The organism is Sphaerisporangium cinnabarinum (assembly GCF_055567015.1).
In genome coordinates, this window is sequence record NZ_JBVHRG010000003.1 from 258,650 (window position 1) to 278,557 (window position 19,908).

The 19,908-nt window shown below is 73.4% G+C and carries 17 protein-coding genes and 2 tRNA genes; 8 read left to right on the plus strand and 11 right to left on the minus strand.

All coding sequences use genetic code 11. The features are described from left to right. Positions 1-28: 28 nt before the first annotated feature. The 7 genes from ACZ4MO_RS06785 to lpdA form a co-directional block, all read right to left on the minus strand. Positions 29-634, minus strand: a complete 606-nt coding sequence (locus ACZ4MO_RS06785; RefSeq protein WP_043654878.1) for a response regulator transcription factor — start codon at positions 632-634, stop codon at positions 29-31. Further along, positions 631-1,911 (minus strand): histidine kinase, encoded by a 1,281-nt coding sequence (locus tag ACZ4MO_RS06790; protein ID WP_175008286.1) that lies wholly within the window; start codon positions 1,909-1,911, stop codon positions 631-633. The genes ACZ4MO_RS06785 and ACZ4MO_RS06790 overlap by 4 nt, the downstream gene beginning before the upstream one ends. 81 nt (positions 1,912-1,992) lie before the next feature. Continuing rightward, the gene (gene murA, locus ACZ4MO_RS06795; RefSeq protein ID WP_175008285.1) at positions 1,993-3,309 is read right to left on the minus strand and encodes a UDP-N-acetylglucosamine 1-carboxyvinyltransferase; all 1,317 of its coding nucleotides are present in this window, start codon (positions 3,307-3,309) and stop codon (positions 1,993-1,995) included. Positions 3,310-3,683: 374 nt separating this feature from the next. After that, the gene (locus ACZ4MO_RS06800; protein WP_074809821.1) at positions 3,684-4,724 is read right to left on the minus strand and encodes an adenosine deaminase; all 1,041 of its coding nucleotides are present in this window, start codon (positions 4,722-4,724) and stop codon (positions 3,684-3,686) included. A gap of 110 nt (positions 4,725-4,834) precedes the next feature. Continuing rightward, positions 4,835-5,629, minus strand: coding sequence for an SDR family oxidoreductase (locus tag ACZ4MO_RS06805; RefSeq protein WP_228485428.1), 795 nt, complete (start codon positions 5,627-5,629; stop codon positions 4,835-4,837). A gap of 229 nt (positions 5,630-5,858) precedes the next feature. Further along, positions 5,859-6,041: an HVA1 family protein gene (locus tag ACZ4MO_RS06810; RefSeq protein WP_175008284.1), complete on the minus strand. Its 183-nt coding sequence runs from the start codon at positions 6,039-6,041 to the stop codon at positions 5,859-5,861. A gap of 96 nt (positions 6,042-6,137) precedes the next feature. Continuing rightward, on the minus strand, positions 6,138-7,544 hold the full coding sequence (gene lpdA, locus ACZ4MO_RS06815) for a dihydrolipoyl dehydrogenase (protein ID WP_074809824.1): 1,407 nt from the start codon (positions 7,542-7,544) through the stop codon (positions 6,138-6,140). A 369-nt stretch (positions 7,545-7,913) separates the two neighbouring features. Between lpdA and ACZ4MO_RS06820 the strand changes: the two genes are divergently transcribed. The 4 genes from ACZ4MO_RS06820 (at position 7,914) to ACZ4MO_RS06835 (ending at position 13,936) form a co-directional block, all read left to right on the plus strand. Further along, entirely contained in the window at positions 7,914-10,403 is a 2,490-nt protein-coding gene (locus ACZ4MO_RS06820; RefSeq protein WP_175008446.1) for a class I tRNA ligase family protein, read from the plus strand. A gap of 195 nt (positions 10,404-10,598) precedes the next feature. Next, on the plus strand, positions 10,599-11,585 hold the full coding sequence (locus ACZ4MO_RS06825; RefSeq protein WP_175008283.1) for a DUF808 family protein: 987 nt from the start codon (positions 10,599-10,601) through the stop codon (positions 11,583-11,585). A gap of 36 nt (positions 11,586-11,621) precedes the next feature. Then, on the plus strand, positions 11,622-12,929 hold the full coding sequence (locus ACZ4MO_RS06830) for a CNNM domain-containing protein (protein ID WP_175008282.1): 1,308 nt from the start codon (positions 11,622-11,624) through the stop codon (positions 12,927-12,929). A 101-nt stretch (positions 12,930-13,030) separates the two neighbouring features. Beyond that, positions 13,031-13,936, plus strand: a complete 906-nt coding sequence (locus ACZ4MO_RS06835; protein WP_255437066.1) for an LLM class flavin-dependent oxidoreductase — start codon at positions 13,031-13,033, stop codon at positions 13,934-13,936. A 194-nt stretch (positions 13,937-14,130) separates the two neighbouring features. Here the strand turns inward: ACZ4MO_RS06835 and leuD are convergent, their stop codons facing one another. Beyond that, on the minus strand, positions 14,131-14,766 hold the full coding sequence (gene leuD, locus ACZ4MO_RS06840; protein ID WP_074809827.1) for a 3-isopropylmalate dehydratase small subunit: 636 nt from the start codon (positions 14,764-14,766) through the stop codon (positions 14,131-14,133). A gap of 55 nt (positions 14,767-14,821) precedes the next feature. Further along, complete coding sequence (leuC, locus tag ACZ4MO_RS06845; RefSeq protein ID WP_074809932.1) at positions 14,822-16,303, minus strand: 3-isopropylmalate dehydratase large subunit; 1,482 nt, start codon at positions 16,301-16,303, stop codon at positions 14,822-14,824. Between the two features lie 161 nt (positions 16,304-16,464). On the opposite strand from leuC, the gene ACZ4MO_RS06850 reads away from it, so the two are divergent. From ACZ4MO_RS06850 to ACZ4MO_RS06860, 3 genes are all read left to right on the plus strand, one after another. Then, positions 16,465-17,184, plus strand: a complete 720-nt coding sequence (locus tag ACZ4MO_RS06850) for an IclR family transcriptional regulator (protein ID WP_034654517.1) — start codon at positions 16,465-16,467, stop codon at positions 17,182-17,184. Positions 17,185-17,362: 178 nt separating this feature from the next. Further along, complete coding sequence (locus ACZ4MO_RS06855) at positions 17,363-17,530, plus strand: hypothetical protein (RefSeq protein ID WP_167405768.1); 168 nt, start codon at positions 17,363-17,365, stop codon at positions 17,528-17,530. A gap of 2 nt (positions 17,531-17,532) precedes the next feature. Further along, a complete protein-coding gene (locus ACZ4MO_RS06860) occupies positions 17,533-18,495 on the plus strand; it encodes a PH domain-containing protein (RefSeq protein ID WP_222592364.1) in 963 nt (320 codons plus the stop codon). A gap of 172 nt (positions 18,496-18,667) precedes the next feature. On the opposite strand, the gene ACZ4MO_RS06865 is transcribed toward ACZ4MO_RS06860, so the two are convergent. Continuing rightward, positions 18,668-18,740 (minus strand) — tRNA-Glu (locus ACZ4MO_RS06865). A 100-nt stretch (positions 18,741-18,840) separates the two neighbouring features. Beyond that, a tRNA-Gln gene (locus ACZ4MO_RS06870) sits at positions 18,841-18,912 on the minus strand. A gap of 202 nt (positions 18,913-19,114) precedes the next feature. On the opposite strand from ACZ4MO_RS06870, the gene ACZ4MO_RS06875 reads away from it, so the two are divergent. Next, on the plus strand, positions 19,115-19,894 hold the full coding sequence (locus ACZ4MO_RS06875; RefSeq protein WP_175008281.1) for a methyltransferase domain-containing protein: 780 nt from the start codon (positions 19,115-19,117) through the stop codon (positions 19,892-19,894). The last annotated feature ends 14 nt before the right edge of the window (positions 19,895-19,908 follow it).

A 19,908-nucleotide genomic window follows, 5' to 3' on the forward strand; every position in this document is an offset into this window, starting at 1 on the left:
CACCGAGCCTACCGGGCGGAGCCCGGCCTCAGATCCAGCCGTGCCGCCGCGCCGCGTGCGCGGCCTCGTGCCGGTTCGCGGCACCCAGCTTGGCCGCCGCGGACGAGAGGTAGTTGCGCACCGTGCCGGGCGCGAGGTGGGCGCGCGTCGCGATCTCCTCGACGGGGGCGCCGTCGGCGGCGAGCTCGAGCACGTCGGCCTCGCGCGGCGTGAGCGGGCTCGCGCCCGCGGCGATCGCCTCCGCGGCGAGCTCCGGGTCCACGTACCGGCCGCCGTCGCGCACCTGGCGCACGACGTCCGCGAGGACGCGCGCCGAGACGGTCTTCGGCAGGAACCCCCGCGCCCCCGCCTCGAGCGCGCGCTTGAGGTAGCCCGGGCGGCCGTGGCTCGTGACGATGACGACGCCGCACGACGGCAGCTCGCCGGCGAGCCGCTGCGCGACCTCGACGCCGTCGAGCCCCGGCATCTGGAGGTCGAGCACGGCGACGTCGGGCCGGAGCTTGAGCGCGGCGGCGACGGCCTCGGGGCCGGACGCCGCCTGCGCCACGATCTCGAGGTCGTCCTCGAGCGCGAGGAGCGACGCGACGGCGTCGCGGATGAGGTTCTCGTCGTCGGCGAGGAGGATGCGGATCACGCGGGGGTGGTCCTCTCGGGGAGCGGGGACGGGGACGAGCGGTGGGGCCGGGTGGCGTCGGGCACGCGGGCCACGAGCCCGAAGCGGCCGTCGTCGACCCACGTCTCGAGGCGACCGCCGGCGCCCTCCAGCCGTTCGCGGAGCCCGACGAGGCCCGAGCCGCCGCCGGTGCGCGGCGTCGTGGGGACGCCGTCGTTGACGACCTCCACGACGCTCCACGCGCCGTCGCGATGGACGGTGATGACGCACGTGCGCGCGGTCGAGTGCCGCACGACGTTCGTCACGGCCTCCCGGACCGCCCACGCGAGGGCCTCCTGCGCGTCCTCGCCGACGGGGGTCTCGTCACCGTGCACGGTCGTCTCGATCCCGGCGGACCGCAGGACGGAGCGCGCGCCGGCCAGCTCGGCGCCGAGGTCGGCCGTGCGGTAGCCCGCGACGACGGCGCGCACCTCGCGCAGCGCGTCCTGCGCGATGCGGCGGACCTCGAGCATCTGCTCCTCCGCGCCGGGACGGCCGCGGGCCGCGAGCTCCGCGGCGAGCTCGCTCTTCACGGCGACCACGGACAGGGTGCGCCCGAAGACGTCGTGCAGGTCGCGCGAGAACCGCAGCCGCTCCTCGGCGACGGCGAGGCGCGCGTGGAGCACGCGCGTGCGCTCCTGCTCCCACACGACGCCGAGCATCCAGACCGAGGCGCGGTACGAGCCGAAGACGCCGAGCAGCATGACCAGGACCGAGAGGCCGAGGCCCACCGCCATGCCCGCCGTCCTCGCGGTCACGGGCCCGGTGCCCATCCACACGGAGCACCCGGTGACGACGGCGAGGACCAGCGCGACGAGCGCGACCCGCCGGAAGGTGAGCAAGGGGACGAGCGCCAGCACCCCGTAGCCGAGGCCCAGGAGCATCGCGTAGTAGCGACCGCTCGCGGCGACGTCGTCGGCACCGTCCACGGGGAAGGTGCCGACGGCGAGCGCGGCGACCGCGAGCGAGAGGACCCCGAGGGACGCGAGCAGCACCGGGTGGACGCGGCGTCCGCCGAGGAAGTGCCCGATCCCGGCGCGCAGCGCGAGGATGCAGACGACCGTGTGCACGAGGACGAGCGCCAGCCAGAACCGCGCCGCCGACGGCTCGAACGTCCGGTCGCTCCCGATGAGGGCGAGCGCGATGAAGGGCTCGGTGCCCGAGAGGAAGTAGAGCGACCATCGGGTGTAGGAGTCGAACCGCTCGGGGCCGGTCCGACGGCTCCACACGTCGAGGAACGTGCGCGGTCGGGTGATCACGACGTCCAGCCTCGCACGCGGACCGCGTGCGAGGCCGTGACAGTCGTCATGACGTGGGTGCCCAGGGCACCCGTGGCGGCGTCAGTCCCGGCGGACGTCCGCGCCGAGCGCGACCAGCTTGTCCTGGAAGTTCTCGTAGCCGCGGTCGATGAGGCTGATGCCGCGCACGGTCGACGTGCCCTTCGCGGCGAGCGCGGCGATGAGGTGGGAGAACCCGCCGCGCAGGTCGGGCACCTCGATGTCGGCCGCGGTGAGGGGTGTCGGGCCGGAGATGACCGCGGAGTGGTGGAAGTTGCGCTGCCCGAACCGGCAGTCGCGCCCGCCCAGGCACTCCTTGTAGACCTGGATGGTCGCGCCCATGCCGCGCAGCGCGTCCGTGAAGCCGAAGCGGTTCTCGTAGACCGTCTCGTGCACGATCGACAGGCCCTTCGCCTGCGTGAGCGCCACGACGAGCGGCTGCTGCCAGTCCGTCATGAAGCCCGGGTGCACGTCGGTCTCCAGCACGATCGGCGTCAGGTCGCCGCCCGGGTGCCAGAACCGGATGCCGTCGTCCTGGACGTCGAAGCGGCCGCCGACCTTCCGGAACGTGTTGAGGAACATCATCATCTCGGGCTGCGTCGCGCCCTTGACCGTGATGTCGCCGCCCGTCGCCAGCGCGGCCGACGCCCACGAGGCCGCCTCGATGCGGTCGCCGAGCGCGGTGTGCGTGTAGCCGTCGAGGCGGTCGACGCCCTCGATGCGGATCACGCGGTCGGTGTCGACCGAGATGATCGCGCCCATCTTCTGGAGCACCGCGATGAGGTCCATGATCTCGGGCTCGATCGCGGCGTTCGCGAGCTCCGTGATGCCCTCGGCGCGCACGGCCGTCAGCAGGAGCTGCTCGGTCGCGCCCACCGACGGGTACGGCAGCGCGATCTTCGTGCCCTGGAGGCGGCGCGGGGCGCGGATGTGGATGCCGTTCTCCCGCTTGTCCACCACCGCGCCGAACTGGCGCAGGATGTCCAGGTGGTAGTTGATCGGCCGGTCGCCGATCCGGCAGCCACCCAGGTCGGGGATGAACGCCTCACCGAGACGGTGCAGCAGCGGGCCGCAGAACAGGATGGGGATGCGGCTCGAGCCCGCGTGCGCGTCGATGTCCGCGACGTGCGCCGACTCGACGTTCGACGGGTCCAGGTCGAGGATCCCCGCGTCCGGGTCGGACTTCACGGTCACGCCGTGGAGCTCCAGCAGCCCCGTCACGACGCCGACGTCGCGGATCTGCGGCACGTTGCGCAGCACGCTCGGCGACTCCCCCAGCAACGACGCCACCATCGCCTTCGACACGAAGTTCTTCGCGCCGCGCACGGTGATCGTCCCGTCCAGCGGGGTCCCGCCGTCGACGTACAGCACATCCTTCATGAGCTCTGGTCGCCCTCTCGCCAAGCCGGTGGTCGTGGTGCCCCTGCGGGGCAGGGGCCCGCGTGCGGGGCCGCGGACGGCCGTTCCGCGCGCGCGGGTCCCGTGCGTGCCAACGTGCGACACCCGGAGATTATTCACCCCCTGCGGGGGTGCTCGCCGCCGAGCCGACGGCGGCGGCCGTCCCCGACACGTTACTCCCCGGTACGTCCGCGCGGGACTGCTGCCCAGAACCGCGAGGTGAAGGCGAGGTCTCGCGGGGTCAGACCCCGGGTCCCGCGAGGTAGAGGCGTGGTCCCGCGAGGTAGAGGCGTGGTCGTGACCACGCCTCTACCTCGGCGGACCGGGGCTCTACCCCGGCAGGATGGGAGGCCGGGTCAGACGGCGGTCGCGTCGAAGGCCGCGACGTACCGGTCGATCTCGGCGAGGTAGGCCGCGCGCTGCGAGTCGCCGAGCCACGACGCCTCGAACGAGTTCCTCGCGAGCTGCACGACCTCCTCCGTCGTGAGGCCCGCGGCCTCCGCGAGCGCCACGTAGTTCTCCGCGACGTAACCGCCGAAGTACGCCGGGTCGTCGGAGTTCACGGTGACGCGCACGCCCGAGCGCAGCAGACCCGCGATCTCGGTCGCCTTCATGTCGTCGGTCACGAACGAGTTCGAGATCGGGCAGGTGGTGAGGCCCAGCCCGCGCTCGCGCACGACGTCGACGAGCGCCGGGTCCTCCACGACGTTCGTGCCGTGGTCCACGCGGTCGACGCCGATCTCGTCGAGCACGGTCCGGATGTTGTCGATGCTGCCGACCTGGTCGATGTCGCAGTGCATCGTCAGCCGGTACCCGAGCTCGCGGGCGCGCGCGAACACGTCGGCGAACTTCTGCGGCGGGTTGTCGCGCTCGTCGGAGTCGAGCCCGACGCCCAGGATCTTGTCGCGGAACGGCACCGACGCCTCGAGCGTCTCGGCCGCGCTCTGCGCGGAGTGGTCGCGCAGGAAGCACAGGATGAGGTGCGCGTCGATGCCGTGCTTGCTCGGCGCCTCGGCCGCCGCGCGGTGGTACCCGGTCACGACCGCCTCGAACGGCACGCCGCGCGACGTGTGCGCCTGCGGGTCGAAGAACATCTCGGCGTGCTTCACGCCGTCCGCCGCCGCGCGCGCGAGGTAGGCGTCGGCGAGCTCGTAGAAGTCGTCCGCGGTCTGCAGCACCTCCATCGCCGGGTAGTACACGGCGAGGAAGCTCGTCAGGGAGTCGAACGCGTACGTCGCGCGCACCTCCTCGACCGTCGACTGGCCGATGTCGATGCCGTTGCGCTGCGCGAGGCGCAGCTTGAGGTCGGGCTCGAGCGTGCCCTCCAGGTGCAGGTGCAGCTCGGCCTTCGGCAGGCCGGTGACGAACTCGCGGGTGGGCGTCGTGGGCGCGGGCATGGGTCTCCTTCTCGGTCGGTGTCCCCCGGGACCATCTTCTCCCGGGCACGACGACGGCGGCGCACCCGGGTGGGGTGGCCGCCGCCTGGTCGCGCCGGGGACGAGCGCCGTCAGAGCAGCCGGCCGCCGGTCACGCCGATGCGGTCGCCCGTGATGTAGCTCGACTCCTGCGAGGCGAAGAACACGTACGCCGGCGCGAGCTCGGCGGGCTGCCCGGCGCGGCCGAGCGGCGTGTCGGCGCCGAACTGCTCGACCTTCTCCTCCGGCATCGTCGCCGGGATGAGGGGCGTCCAGATCGGCCCGGGCGCCACGGCGTTGACGCGGATGCCCTCGGGCGCGAGCTGCTGCGCCAGCCCCTTGGTGAAGTTGAGGATCGCCGCCTTGGTGCTGGCGTAGTCGAGCAGCGGAGGGCTCGGGTCGAACGCCTGGACGGAGGTCGTGTTGATGATCGCGCCGCCGCTGGGCAGGTGGTCGAGCGCCGCCTGCGTGATCCAGAACAGCGCGTAGACGTTCGTCTTGAGGACCCGGTCGAGCTGCTCGGTCGTGATCCCCCGCAGACCCTCGTCCTGCGCCATCTGGTACGCGGCGTTGTTCACCAGCACGTCGAGCCCACCGAGGCCCGCGACGGCGTCCGCGACGAGCTGCCGGCAGAACTCCTCGTCGCGGATGTCGCCCGGCAGCAGCACGGCCGTGCGGCCCGCGTCCTCGATCCACCGGGCCGTCGTGCGGGCGTCCTCCTCCTCTTCCGGGAGGTACGAGATCGCGACGTCCGCGCCCTCGCGCGCGAAGGCGATCGCGACCGCCCGGCCGATCCCCGAGTCGCCGCCGGTGATCAGCGCCCGCTTCCCGTCGAGCCGGCCCGACCCCCGGTAGGTGGTCTCCCCGTGGTCCGGCTCCTGCGACATGTCGCCCGTGCGTCCCGGCGGCTGGAGCTGGTCCGCGGGCTGCTCCGGCTGCGGCTCCTGCGTCGTGGGGTCCTGCGGCGTGGTCTGGTCGGACATGTGGCAACTCCCCTGTCGTCGTTCGGCGGAACGTCCAGCATGGGGGCGTCCGCGCGCGCTCGCAGCGCGCCGCCTGCGGGACGGCCGGCGCCCGGGCTGCGGAGCACCGCGACGGCGGACGGCGGACGGCCGCTCAGGAGTCGTCGCGGAGCGCGGACGGCTTGTGCACGGCGTCCTTGCCGCTCGCGTCGCTCCGGACGCGGTACTGCGGGTCGTCGTCCGACGCGCGGACGGTCCGACCGGCTGCCTCCGTGTCCTCCGTGATCTCCTCGACCACCTCGCCGCGCACGGTGCGCCCGTGGCTCGACCAGGTCACGTCGTCGTCCTGCGGCGGGACGCACGAAGGCCCGGACCTGCGGAGCGCAGGTCCGGGCCTCGGCGCCGGTAGCCGCCCGACCGGGCGGCCGCCCGGTCAGAAGTTGATCATGTGCCCCGCGAGGCCGTGGATCGACTCCTGGACGGCCTCGGACAGCGTCGGGTGGGTGTGCACGTTGCGCGCCACCTCGTTGACCGTGAGGTCCCACTTCTGAGCGAGCGTGAGCTCGGGCAGCATCTCGGAGACGTCGGGGCCGATGAGGTGGCCGCCGAGGAGCTCGCCGTAGGTCTCGTCGGAGATGAGCTTGACGAAGCCGACCGGGTCGCCGAGGCCGTGCGCCTTGCCGTTCGCCATGAACGGGAACGACGCGACCTTGACCTGGTAGCCCTCGTCGCGCGCCTGCTGCTCGGTGAGGCCGAAGCTCGCGACCTGCGGCTGGCAGAACGTCGCGCGCGGCATCATGCGGTAGTCGCCGAGCGTGAGCGTCTCGGCGCCGCCGATGGTCTCGGCCGCGACGACGCCCTGCGCCTCCGCGACGTGCGCGAGCATGAGCTTCGCGGTGACGTCGCCGATGGCGTAGATGTGCTCGACGTTCGTCCGCATGACGTCGTCGATCGCGATGGCGCCGCGCTCGGTGAGCTGGACGCCGGTGTTCTCGAGGCCGAAGCCCTCGACGTTGGGCGCGAAGCCGACGGCCATGAGGACCTTGTCGACGACGAGCTCGCCCGGCTTGTCGTCCTTGACGCCCTTGTAGCTGACGGTGACGCCGTCGGCGCCGTTGTCCTTCACCGTCTGGACGGCGGTCGAGGTGAGCAGGTTGACGCCGAGCTTCTTGTACTGCTTGGCGATCTCCTTCGACACGTCGGCGTCCTCGTTGGGCAGCGCGCGGTCGAGGAACTCGATGATCGTCACGTCCACGCCGTAGTTCTTGAGGACGTAGGCGAACTCCATGCCGATCGCGCCCGCGCCGACGATGGCGATGGAGCGGGGCAGGTCGCGCGTGAGGATCTGCTTCTCGTACGTGACGACGTTCTCGGACAGCTCGACGCCGGGGAGCAGGCGCACCTTCGAGCCGGTCGCGATGATGACGTTGTCGAACGTCACCTGGTCGGTCGAGCCGTCGGCGAGCTTCACGTCGAGCGTGTGCGCGTCGCGGAACGTGCCGCGGCCGTCGTACTCGGTGATCTTGTTCTTCTTCATGAGGAAGTGCACGCCCTTGACGCGCCCCTCCGCAACGGTGCGCGAGCGGTCGAACGCCGCGCCGAAGTCGAAGCTGACCTCTCCGGAGATGCCGAAGGTCTTCGCGTCGTGCTGGAAGATGTGCGCGAGCTCGGCGTTGCGCAGGAGCGCCTTGGACGGGATGCAGCCCACGTTGAGGCACACCCCACCCCAGTACTTCTCCTCCACGACCGCGACCGACAGACCCAGCTGGGCTGCACGGATCGCGGCCACGTAACCACCGGGACCTGCACCGAGGACGACGACGTCGTAGTGGGATGCCATGGCCTCAAGCCTACTGGGGCAGCATCGGCCGTGGCGCGCCCGCGTGCGCGACGTCCGCCACACCCGGCCCCGCCCCGGTCCTGCGCCGTCCCGGTATTGACCGCGCGTCGGCGCCCGGGCGACGATGGCCGGGTGCGACACCTGAGGCTCCTCCTTCGCCGGCCGCGCTGAGCCCGCCGGGCGGGCACGCTCAGCGCGGCGGTGCCTGCGCGTCCCCGAGGGGCCGCACGGCGAGTGCCCGACGACGAGTCCACCTCTCGAGGAGCCCTCCCGATGCACGCCGCACCCCCACCACACCCGTCTGTCCCGACCGTCCCCGCCGACCATGCGGGTATCGACCATGTCGAGCCGAGCTCGGGCGACAGCCGCATGCTCGGCGCGTCGTCGCGAGAGATCGAGGCCCGCTGGCAGCGGTACTGGGCCGAGCACGGCACGTTCCGCGCGCGCGACGACGGCTCGCGCCCCCGCCGGTACCTGCTGACGATGTTTCCGTACCCCTCGGGCGACCTGCACATGGGTCATGCCGAGGTGTTCGCGCTGGAGGACGTCGTCGCGCGGTACTGGCGCCTGCGCGGGTACGACGTCCTCAACCCGATCGGCTGGGACTCGTTCGGGCTGCCCGCCGAGAACGCGGCGATCCGCCGCGGCGAGAACCCCGCCGTCTTCACCGAGACGAACATCGCGACGCAGGCCGCCACCGCGCGCCGGTACGGGGTGTCGTTCGACTGGTCGCGCCGCCTGGAGACCCACCGGCCGGAGTACTACCGCTGGACGCAGTGGCTGTTCCTGCGGCTGCTGGAGCGCGGCCTCGCCTACCGCGCGACGGCGTCGGTGAACTGGTGCCCGGTCGACCGGACCGTGCTCGCGAACGAGCAGGTCGTGGGCGGTCGGTGCGAGCGGTGCGGGGCCGTCGTCGGGCAGCGCGAGCTCACGCAGTGGTTCGTGCGGGTCACCGCGTACGCGGACCGCCTGCTCGACGACATGGCCGCGCTCGAGGGCGCGTGGCCCGCACGCGTGCTCACGATGCAGCGGAACTGGATCGGGCGCAGCGCCGGTGCGCGCGTGCGCTTCCCCGTCGCGCCCGACGACGCCCCGCGCGCCCCCGCGAGCGCCGCGCCCGGGGCTGCCTCGCGGCCCGCCCACGTCGAGGTCTTCACGACGCGCCCCGACACCCTGCCCGGCGCGACGTTCGTCGCGGTCGCGCCCGACGGCCCGCTCGCGGCGGCACTGTGCACACCGGAGCACGCGGAGGCGCTCGCCCGGCACCGCGAGGCCGCGCTGGCGTCCGGGGAGATCGAGCGGACGAGCGCGCAGCGCCCGAGCGCCGGGACGTTCCTGGGCGCCTGGGTCCGTCGTCCCGGCAGCGACGAGCGGCTGCCGGTCTGGGCCGCCGACCACGTGCTGCCCCACTACGGGACGGGTGCGGTCATGGGCGTGCCCGCGCACGACGACCGCGACGCGCGCTTCGCCGCCGCCCACGGTCTGCCGACGGGGTCGGGCGAGACGTGGCCGGGCGTGGAGGAGACGATCGCCCGGCTGGAGGCCGACGGCGCGGGCGAGCGCGCGACGTCGTACCGGCTGCGCGACTGGCTGGTCTCGCGGCAGCGCTACTGGGGCGCCCCCGTGCCGGTCGTGCACTGCCCGGGCTGCGGCGTCGTGCCCGTCCCGGACGAGGACCTGCCCGTGCGGCTCCCCGACCTGGCCGGCGACGACCTCCTCCCCCGAGGTCGCTCGCCGCTGGCCTCGCCCGCCGCCGAGGCGTGGCGGCACGTGCCGTGCCCCCGGTGCGGCGCCGACGCCGAGCGCGACCCGGACACGCTCGACACGTTCGTCGACTCGTCGTGGTACTTCCTGCGGTACTGCTCGCCGGGCGACGACGGCCCGCCCGACGACGTCCCGTTACGCCCCGAGGACGCGCGGCGGTGGATGCCCGCGGCGCAGTACGTGGGCGGCGTCGAGCACGCGATCCTGCACCTGCTGTACAGCCGGTTCGTCACGAAGTTCCTGCACGACGAGGGCTGGGTGGACGTCGTCGAGCCCTTCGCGACCCTGCTGAACCAGGGGCAGGTGCGCAACGGCGGGCGGGCCATGAGCAAGTCGCTCGGGAACGGCGTCGACCTCGGCGAGCAGCTCGACCGGCACGGCGCCGACGCGGTCCGCCTCGCCCTGGTGTTCGCCGGGCCGCCGGAGGACGACGTCGACTGGGCCGACGTCGACGCGGGCGCGATGCGGCGGTTCTGCGCGCGCGTGCTGCGGCTCGCGGACGCCGTCGGCGCGGTGACCGGGCCGCGGGCGGCCGGCCCCGAGGTGCTGGGCGCCGTCGCTTCCGGTTCGCGGGCGCACGCGCTGCGCCGGGTCACGCACCGGACCGTGCACGAGGCGGAGGACCTGCTCGACCGGAGCCGGTTCAACGTCGTCGTCGCCCGCGTCATGGAGCTCGTGAGCGCCGCGCGGCGCGCGTCCGACGCCGGGCCTGCGTCCGACGAGGACGCCGGCGCGCACGCCGCCGCCGTGCGCGAGGCCGTCGAGGCGGCCGTCGTGCTGCTGGGCCTCGTCGCGCCGCACACGGCGGAGGAGGCGTGGCGCCGCCTCGGGCGCGAGCCGTCGGTGGCCGAGGCGGCCTGGCCGGCCGTCGACCCGACGCTGCTCGTCGCCGACGAGGTCGTGGCGGCCGTCCAGGTCGACGGGAAGGTCCGTGACCGGGTGCGCGTGCCCGCGGACGTCGACGAGCGCACGCTGCACGACCTCGCGCTCGCCACGACGGGTGCCGCCCGGGCGACGGCCGGGCGCGACGTCGTGCGCGTCGTCGTCCGCCCACCGCACGTGGTGAACGTGGTGACCCGGCCCCTGGCCAGGTGAACCACCGCCGAGCACGGGGTGGGCGACCGAGATCACCGCGATCCGGTCGTGGACCCCGTGCTCGGCGCCTCGGCCTCGCCGTGCGTGGATCCAGCGACGCGTGGTGGGGGCGGAGTCGCTACGATGCTGCGGCCGCGTCCACTCGACCAGCGGCCCGTGCGCGGCGACACGGGCCGGCGCACGGAGCACCCACCCATGGCTTTCGGACTCGCTGCCCTCCTGGACGACATCGCGGCGTTCGCCAAGCTCGCGGCCGCCTCGATCGACGACGTCGGCGCCGCCGCCGGGCGCGCGAGCGCGAAGGCGACGGGCGTCGTCATCGACGACACCGCCGTCACGCCCCGCTACGTCGAGGGTCTGGCGGCCAAGCGCGAGCTGCCGGTCATCAAGCGCATCGCGACGGGGTCGCTGCGCAACAAGCTGCTCTTCATCCTCCCGGCGATCCTGCTGCTGAGCCAGTTCCTGCCGTTCCTGCTCACGCCGCTGCTCATGCTGGGCGGCACGTACCTCGCGTTCGAGGGCGCGGAGAAGCTGTGGGAGCTCGTCTCGGGGCGGCACCACGCCGAGGTCGAGACGAAGACCGAGAAGAAGGCGGTCGACGAGGACTCGGTGGTGTCGAGCGCGGTGCGCACCGACTTCATCCTCAGCGCGGAGATCATGGTCATCGCGCTCAACGAGGTCGCGTCGGAGAACTTCTGGTCGCGTCTGATCATCCTCGTGATCGTGGCGATCCTCATCACGGTCCTCGTGTACGGCGTCGTGGCGCTCATCGTGAAGATGGACGACATCGGCCTGCACCTCGCGAAGCGCGACACGCCGTGGGTCCAGTCGTTCGGGCGCGGGCTCGTGGGCGCGATGCCCAAGGTCATGTCCGTCATCTCGATCGTCGGGATCGTCGCGATGCTCTGGGTCGGCGGGCACATCCTGCTCCAGGGCACGTACGACCTCGGCTGGCACGGCCCGTACGACGTCGTGCACCACCTCGAGCACGCGGTGACCGGCGTCGCGGGCGTGGGCGGGTTCCTCGGCTGGCTCGTCAACACGGCGTGCTCCGCCGTCGTCGGGATCGTGGTCGGCGGCGTGGTGGTCCTCGTGGCGCACCTCGTCCCGCGCCGCAAGCACGGCGAGCCCGGCGCGACGGAGGCGACGACGCCCGAGGGCCCCGCCCCGACCGCCGGCTGAGCCCACGCCGGGCCGGGCGGTTTGGTTGGATGAGGCATGGACTCCGGCACCTGGACCAACATCGGCCTCGTCCTGCTCTTCATCCTCGTCGGCGGCGTGTTCGCCGGGACCGAGATCGCGCTCGTCTCGCTGCGTGAGAGCCAGGTCGCCCGCATCGAGAAGCAGTCGGCGCGCGGCGCGCGGGTCGCGGCGGTCGCGCGCGACCCCAACCGCTTCCTCGCCGCCGTGCAGATCGGCGTGACCGTCGCGGGGTTCTTCTCGGCCGCGTACGGCGCGTCGACGCTCGCACCGGACCTCGCGCCCGCGCTCGAGGACCTGGGGCTGTCGAGCGGGCTCGCGGACACCGTCGCGCTGGTGGGGCTCACGCTCGTCATCGCGTACCTCTCCCTGGTGCTCGGCGAGCTCGTGCCCAAGCGCATCGCGCTCCAGCGCTCGGCGGGCGTCGCGCTCGTCGTCGCCCCTCCCCTGGACCGCTTCGCGACCCTCATGCGGCCCGTCATCTGGCTGCTGTCGCGCTCGACCGACGGCGTCGTGCGGCTGCTCGGCGGCGACCCCTCGGCGCGCAGCGAGGAGATGAGCGAGGAGGAGCTGCGCGAGATCGTGCTCGCGCACGAGTCGCTGCCCGAGGACGAGCGCCGCATCCTCGACGACGTGTTCGCGGCGGGCGACCGCTCGCTCGCCGAGGCGATGACGCCGCGCGGCGAGGTCGCGTTCCTCGCGGCCGACACCCCGCTCGCGGACGCCGCCCAGACGGTCGCGGCGGGTCCGTACTCGCGCTACCCGGTGACGGGCGACGACTTCGACGACGTCGTCGGCTTCCTCCACGTGCGCGACCTGCTCGGGCGGGACTGCCCCGACCACCCGCCGACGGACCCGACGACGGGGCGCACCCTCACCGTGCGCGACGTCGTGCGGCCCATCCTCGCGCTGCCCGCGACGAACACCGTGCTGCCCGCGATGTCGCAGATGCGGCGCGAGGGCGTGCACATCGCCGTCGTCGTGGACGAGTACGGCGGCACCGACGGGATCGTCACGCTCGAGGACCTCGTCGAGGAGCTCGTGGGCGACATCCGCGACGAGTACGACGCCGACGAGCCGTCGCCCGCGCGCGAGCACGGCGCGACGACGAGCGTCGACGCCGGCCAGACGATCGAGGAGTTCGCGCGCCGCACGGGCGTCGAGCTGCCCGACGGCCCGTACGAGACCGTCGCCGGCTTCGTCCTGGCGCAGCTCGGCCGGCTCGCCGTCGTGGGCGACCACGTCGACACCGACGGCCACCGGCTCACGGTGACCGACGTCGCGCGGCGCCGCATCGTCCGCGTGGACGTCGTCCCGCTCCCCTGACCGCACGACGCTGAGTGCAGGAGACAGTCGCGTCCCGGCACCTCGGACGCGACTTCTTCCTGCACTGAGGGGTGTGGGTGGGGGCGCGTAGCGTCCGGTGGATGAGCGCAGCGACGACGGGGACAGGGATCAAGGTCGGGGTGGTCGGGAGCTTCGGCTCCGCCGCCCAGGTGCTGGAGATGGCGGTCGGGGCGGAGGACGCCGGCTGGGACGGGTTCTTCTCGTGGGACGGGCTGAGCCTGCTGTCCATACCGGTCAACACGTTCGACCCGTGGGCGGTGCTCGCGGCGGCGGCGGTCCGGACCGAGCGGATCACGCTGGGCGCGATGGTCTTCGCGCTCCCCCGCCGCAAGCCGTGGGAGGTGGTGCGCCAGGCGCTGACGGTCGACCACCTGTCGGGCGGCCGCCTCGTGCTGCCGGTCGGCGTCGGCGTGCTCGACGACGGTGGGTTCTCCGCGGTGCCGGGTCAGCCGCAGTCGCTGCGCGAGCGCGCCGAGCTGCTCGACGACGCGCTCGCCTATCTCGACCGCGCGTGGACCGGCGAGCGGTTCACGTTCGAGGGGACGCACGTGCGGACCGGGGAGATGCAGTTCCTCCCGCAGCCGGTGGAGCGCCCCGTCGTCGGCTACCACGTGCCGGTGTGGCCGGTCGGCGTGTGGGACGCCGAGCGCCCGCCGGTGCGCTCGCTCGACCGCACCCTGCGCGCCGACGGGATCGTGCTCCAGCTCCGCGGCGACCGCGGCTTCGACGTGCCCACGCCCGACGACGTCTCCGCCCTCGTCGCGTGGCTCACCACGCGTCGCGCCGAGCTGGGCCTCGACGCGGCCCGGCCGTTCGACGTCGTCGTGCAGGGCGAACTCCCAGCGGACCGCTCCGCGGCGGCCGACCAGCTCGCGGGCCTCGCCGACGCCGGAGCGACCTGGTGGGTCGAGTCCCGCTGGAACCCCGAGACCGCGACCCCGGACTCGCTCCTTGCCACGATCCACGCAGGCCCGCCCCGTCCCTGAGCAGGGACGGACCCAGGCGGCGTATGCGCAGGCTTCACCGCGCGACGTGTCGGGGACACGATCACGGGCGGGCTCTGGGGTGGTGACGACGGGTCGTGGCGGGCCTGGCGGGAGCAGGGCGAGGGACGAGCCCTGCGGATGGTAGACCCGTCGTCACCACCCCAGAGCCCGCCCCCGACCACGGACCCGACGAGTCAGACCGGCCGCGCCGCCTCGATCTCGACCTTGGGCAGCGTCTTCGCCGGCAGCGTCTTCGGCCGCCACGACGCGCGCGTCGCCTCGAACGCGGAGATCTCGTCCGCGTGCTGGAGCGTGAGGCCGATGTCGTCGAGGCCCTCCATGAGGCGCCAGCGCGTGTAGTCGTCGATCTGGAACGGCACGGTGACGTCGAGCGCCGACGCGGTGCGGGCGACCAGGTCGACGGTCACCTCGGTGCCCGGGTTGGTCTCGAGGATCTTCCACAGGAGCTCGACGTCCTCCTGCGCGACGATGCCCGCGACGAGGCCCTGCTTGCCGGAGTTGCCGCGGAAGATGTCGGCGAAGCGGGACGCGAGGACGACGCGGAAGCCGTAATCCTTGAGCGCCCAGACGGCGTGCTCGCGCGACGAGCCCGTGCCGAAGTCGGGGCCGGCGACGAGCACGGAGCCCGCGCGGTAGGCGTCCTGGTTGAGGACGAACGTGGGGTCGCCGCGCCACGCGGCGAACAGCGCGTCCTCGAACCCGGTGCGGGTCACGCGCTTGAGGTAGACGGCGGGGATGATCTGGTCGGTGTCGACGTTGCTGCGGCGCAGCGGGACGCCGACGCCGGTGTGGGTCGTGAACTTCTCCATGACGGAACCTCTTCGGGTCTTCGGGGCGACGGGTGGGCGGCGCGGTGCGGCGGGCTCAGACCTGCACGAGGACGCGCGGGTCGAGCGGCGCGAGCGGCGTGCCGTCGAAGGACGTGATGTCGGTGCCCTCGGGCAGGTCGAGGTCGCTGAGCGACGACAGCGTGCCCCGCAGCGCGGTGGCCGCGGCGACGAGCGGCGACACGAGGTGGGTACGGCCGCCCTTGCCCTGGCGCCCCTCGAAGTTGCGGTTGGACGTCGAGGCGGCGCGCTCGCCCGGCTGGAGCTGGTCGGGGTTCATGCCGAGGCACATCGAGCAGCCGGCGTTGCGCCACTCCGCGCCGAAGTCGAGGAAGATCTGGTCGAGGCCCTCGGCCTCGGCCTGGAGGCGCACGCGCGCGGACGCCGGGACGACGAGGACGCGGACGCCGTCGGCCTTCTTCTTGCCCTGCACGACCTTCGCGACCGAGCGGAGGTCCTCGATGCGGCCGTTGGTGCACGACCCGATGAAGACCGTGTCGACGGGGATCTCGCGCAGCGGCTGGCCCGGCGTGAGGCCCATGTACTCGATCGCGCGCTCGGCGGCGACGCGCTCGTTCTCGTCCGCGATCTGCTCGGGGACGGGCACGGTCGCGGAGATGGGCAGGCCCTGGCCGGGGTTGGTGCCCCACGTGACGAAGGGCTCGAGGTCGGACGCGCGGAGCGTGACCTCGGTGTCGAACACGGCGTCGTCGTCGGAGCGCAGCGTGCGCCAGTACTCGACGGCCGCGTCCCAGTCGGCACCCTCGGGCGCGTGCGGGCGGCCCTTGAGGTACTCGAACGTCGTGTCGTCCGGGGCGATCATGCCGGCGCGCGCGCCCGCCTCGATCGACATGTTGCAGATCGTCATCCGCGCCTCCATGGAGAGCTTGCGGATGGCCTCGCCGCGGTACTCCAGGACGTAGCCCTGGCCGCCGCCGGTCCCGATCTTGGCGATGATCGCGAGGATGATGTCCTTGCTCGTGGCGCCGGGCGGCAGCTCGCCGTCGACGTTGATCGCCATGGTCTTGAACGGGGCGAGCGGGAGCGTCTGCGTGGCGAGCACGTGCTCGACCTCGGACGTGCCGATGCCGAACGCCAGCGCGCCGAACGCGCCGTGCGTCGAGGTGTGCGAGTCGCCGCACACGACCGTCAGGCCGGGCATGGTGAGCCCGAGCTGCGGCCCGACCTGGTGCACGATGCCCTGGTCGGCGTCGCCGAGCGAGTGGATGCGGACGCCGAACTCGCGCGCGTTGTTGCGCAGCGTGTCGATCTGCGTGCGGCTCGTGAGGTCCGCGATCGGCAGGTCGATGTCGAGCGTCGGGGTGTTGTGGTCCTCGGTCGCGATGGTGAGGTCGGGGCGGCGGACCGGGCGGCCCGCGAGGCGCAGCCCCTCGAACGCCTGGGGGCTGGTGACCTCGTGCACGAGGTGGAGGTCGATGTAGAGGAGGTCGGGCGACCCGTCGGTGCCTCGTCGCACCAGGTGCGCGTCCCAGACCTTCTCCGCCAGCGTGCCGGCCATGTAGCTCATCTCCTCGTCGTCTGTCACGGTCCTCCTGGGGGGTACGGAGAGCCGCCTGGGTCGATGGTCCGCCGTCCGGCATCCTGCCGGGGAAGACGTCCAGCGGGTGGAACATCCGTGCCGGACTTGCATCTCAGTGCGTGAGACGTCAATATCGACCTATGGACAATACTAGCGGAGTCGGAGTGCTGGACAAGGCGGCCTCCGTCCTGGGCGCCCTGGAGTCCGGACCTGCCACCCTCGCCCAGCTCGTCACGGCCACGGGCCTGGCCCGCCCGACGGCGCACCGCCTCGCCGTCGCCCTCGAGCACCACCGCATGGTCGCGCGCGACATGCAGGGCCGGTTCGTCCTCGGCCCCCGGCTCAACGAGCTCGCGACCGCGGCCGGCGAGGACCGGCTGCTCGCCGCCGCGAACCCCGTGCTGACGGCGCTGCGCGACCACACGGGCGAGAGCGCCCAGCTCTACCGCCGCCAGGGCGACCACCGCATCTGCGTCGCGGCCGCCGAGCGCCCGGTCGGCCTGCGGGACTCGATCCCCGTCGGCGCGACGCTCACGATGAACGCCGGCTCTGCGGCCCAGGTGCTGCTCGCCTGGGAGGAGCCGGACCGGCTGCACCGCGGGCTGCGCGAGGCCGTCTTCACCGCGACCATCCTCTCCGGCGTCCGACGCCGCGGGTGGGCACAGTCCGTCTCCGAGCGCGAGCTCGGCGTCGCGTCGGTGTCGGCGCCCGTGCGCGGCCCGTCCGGCCGGGTCGTGGCCGCCGTCTCCATCTCGGGCCCGGTCGAGCGCCTCAGCCGTCAGCCCGGGCGGCTGCACTCCGGCTCCGTCGTCGCCGCCGCGAACCGCCTCACCGAGGTGCTGCGCCGCGCCGGCGAGTGAGCCGGGCCGACGCCGGCCCGTACCGGGCCGGCGTCGGCGTGCCGCGGGCCGCAAACGGGACGCGCCCTGTCAAAATGTCCCCGGCTGCTGCCATGCTGTGCGTGCCCCGACGCCCGGACAGCGCAGCGGTCGCGGGGGCGACCGCTGACCGTCCGATCCCGAGACACGAGGAGTTCCGATGCACCCGAAGCTGAAGGCAGCCCTGATCTGGGTCCTCGTGATCTTCGCCGTGTACGCGATCGTCACGAGCCCGGACCGCGCGGCCGACATCGTCGAGGGCGTCTGGGACGTGATCGTCGGGGCGTTCCGCTCGATCGGCCAGTTCTTCAGCTCGCTCCTGGACTGACCGTGGCCCGCGGCGGACCTCGCAGCAGGATCCTGGACCGCTACGTGCTCAACGGCGAGCGCGTCGTCATCGCGACGCGCCACCACTGGGGGATGCTCGTCGAGCCCGTCGCGACGACGGTCGCGGGCGCGGTCGTGATCGCCTGGCTCGTCGTGCAGGCCGGCCCCGCGGTGGGCGACGGCGTGCTCGTGCTGTGGTGGCTGTGGCTGATCCTCGCCGCCCGACTGGTGTGGAAGGTCTTCGAGTGGCGCAACGAGTGGTTCGTCGCCACGGACAAGCGCCTGCTCCTGCTCTACGGCCTCATCACGCACAAGGTGGCGATGATGCCGCTCACCAAGGTGACGGACATGAACTACGGGCGCTCGCTCGTCGGGCGCGTCCTGGGCTACGGGCAGTTCCTGCTCGAGTCCGCCGGGCAGGACCAGGCGCTGCGCCAGATCGACTGGGTCGCGCGCCCCGACCGGACCTACCGCCTGCTGTGCGACACGCTGTTCATCCCGGGCGCCCGCCCGGGCGGAGCGCCGGTCGGACCGGGCGGAGCCGCCGCGACGACCGCTGCCCCGTTGCCCGCGACCGTGCCGCCGCCCGCGCCGCGACCGCCGCAGCCCGCCGAGCCCCCACCGGTCGAGCCCGCGCCCGCGTGGGACGGCCACAGCCGGGCCGCCACGACCCCACCGCCCCCGGCGCCGCTCCCGACGGACCCGCGGGTCGTCGTCGTGCCCGGCCGGTCCGCTGGCGTGTCGAGCGGGCCGACGCAGCCGATCCCCGCCACGGGCGACGCCCACGCGGGGCAGGTCGCCCCGCGCCCCGACGGCGGGCCGGCGGCCCCCGACGAGGGCGAGCCGGGCTGGACCGTGTCCGGGGAGCACCGCGCGACGTACGTCCCCGTCACGCCGGCACGCCCGTCGTCGACGCCCATCCCGAAGCCGTACGAGCCCGGCCCGGGGCGCGACAGCGCACCCTGACCCTGCCCGCACGAGCTCCCGCCACGGGCCTCTCCACCGGCACCGGTGGCCCCGCGACGTGCGTCACACCGGGCGGGCCCGGCCGCGGCGCCGCGATCACCCGGAGATCGAACAAGCGGCTGAAGAAACGACGAAGGCCCGGTCACCGTGATGGTGACCGGGCCTTCTTCTGTACCCCCAACGGGATTTGAACCCGTGTTACCGCCGTGAGAGGGCGACGTCCTAGGCCGCTAGACGATGGGGGCCTGTGGAGCTTCGTACCGTTTCCGGTCCGTTTCTCCGGTGAGAACTCTACCTCATGTTTCTCGCGGTCTTGACCGCTCGATCCAGAGCCGGAGCTCTTCGCTGGGGTACCAGGACTCGAACCTAGACTAAGTGAACCAGAATCACTCGTGCTGCCAATTACACCATACCCCAAGGGGGTAACCGATCCGCGTCGGGAAGCCGTTGCGACGAGTCCGAGACTTGTCTCCTGGCTCCCTCCCGTGGAGGTCCCACCGGCCGAGAACATTACCGGACATGCCGACGCGGACCAAATGCGCCTCGCGCACCCGAGCCGTCCCCCGACCTCCGCGTGGCGCGGTCGACGCGCACGGCCGCCGTCTGGCACCGTCAGGCCATGAGCCCTGGAGACTCCCTCGACCCCGGTTCGCGCGCCGACCGGGCCGCGTCGTTCGAGCACGGCGCCGCGCAGTACGCCTCCACCCGGCCGTCGTACCCGGACGCGGCCGTCGACTGGCTCGTGCCCGACGGCGCTCACCGCGTCCTGGACCTCGCCGCCGGCACCGGGAAGCTCACGGAGCGGCTCGTCGCGCGCGGCCTCGACGTCGTCGCCGTCGAGCCGTCCGACGCGATGCGCGACCGCCTCGCCGAGACCGTCCCCGACGCCGAGGCGCTCCCGGGCTCGGCCGAGGCCGTCCCGCTGCCGGACGCGAGCGTCGACGCCGTGCTGGTCGCCCAGGCGTGGCACTGGTTCTCCCCCGCGGCCCAGCCGGAGATCGCGCGCGTGCTGCGGCCCGGCGGCCGGCTCGGCATCGTGTGGAACGTCCGGGACAGCTCGGTCGACTGGGTGGGCCGGTTCACCGAGATCATCCACCGGGGCGACACGCTCGAGCACAGCTACCGCGAGCCCGCGCTCTCCGAGCGGCTCTTCACGACGCCCGAGCACCGCACGGTGCCGTGGGCGGACCGGGTCCCCACGTCCTCGCTGCGCCCGCTCGCCGCGTCGCGCAGCTACCTCCTGACCCTCCCGCCCGCGCGGCGCGAGGAGCTGCTGGACGAGATCGATCGGCTCGTCGCGACCCATCCCGACCTGGCCGGCCGCACCGAGGTGGACCTCCCCTACCTCGCCCAGTGCTGGCGCGCGGACGTGCGCCCCGACGCACCGGGTGCAGCGTGACCGGCCGCGGCGCC

Excerpts from the sequence above, each read along its gene's own strand:
- murA (WP_175008285.1), bottom strand. The coding sequence starts at position 3,309 with ATGAAGGATGTGCTGTACGTCGACGGCGGGACCCCGCTGGACGGGACG.
- ACZ4MO_RS06800 (WP_074809821.1), bottom strand. The coding sequence starts at position 4,724 with ATGCCCGCGCCCACGACGCCCACCCGCGAGTTCGTCACCGGCCTGCCG.
- ACZ4MO_RS06805 (WP_228485428.1), bottom strand. The coding sequence starts at position 5,629 with ATGTCGCAGGAGCCGGACCACGGGGAGACCACCTACCGGGGGTCGGGC.
- lpdA (WP_074809824.1), bottom strand. The coding sequence starts at position 7,544 with ATGGCATCCCACTACGACGTCGTCGTCCTCGGTGCAGGTCCCGGTGGT.
- ACZ4MO_RS06820 (WP_175008446.1), top strand. The coding sequence starts at position 7,914 with ATGCTCGGCGCGTCGTCGCGAGAGATCGAGGCCCGCTGGCAGCGGTAC.
- ACZ4MO_RS06825 (WP_175008283.1), top strand. The coding sequence starts at position 10,599 with ATGGCTTTCGGACTCGCTGCCCTCCTGGACGACATCGCGGCGTTCGCC.
- ACZ4MO_RS06830 (WP_175008282.1), top strand. The coding sequence starts at position 11,622 with ATGGACTCCGGCACCTGGACCAACATCGGCCTCGTCCTGCTCTTCATC.
- ACZ4MO_RS06835 (WP_255437066.1), top strand. The coding sequence starts at position 13,031 with ATGAGCGCAGCGACGACGGGGACAGGGATCAAGGTCGGGGTGGTCGGG.
- leuD (WP_074809827.1), bottom strand. The coding sequence starts at position 14,766 with ATGGAGAAGTTCACGACCCACACCGGCGTCGGCGTCCCGCTGCGCCGC.
- leuC (WP_074809932.1), bottom strand. The coding sequence starts at position 16,303 with ATGGCCGGCACGCTGGCGGAGAAGGTCTGGGACGCGCACCTGGTGCGA.
- ACZ4MO_RS06850 (WP_034654517.1), top strand. The coding sequence starts at position 16,465 with ATGGACAATACTAGCGGAGTCGGAGTGCTGGACAAGGCGGCCTCCGTC.
- ACZ4MO_RS06855 (WP_167405768.1), top strand. The coding sequence starts at position 17,363 with ATGCACCCGAAGCTGAAGGCAGCCCTGATCTGGGTCCTCGTGATCTTC.
- ACZ4MO_RS06875 (WP_175008281.1), top strand. The coding sequence starts at position 19,115 with ATGAGCCCTGGAGACTCCCTCGACCCCGGTTCGCGCGCCGACCGGGCC.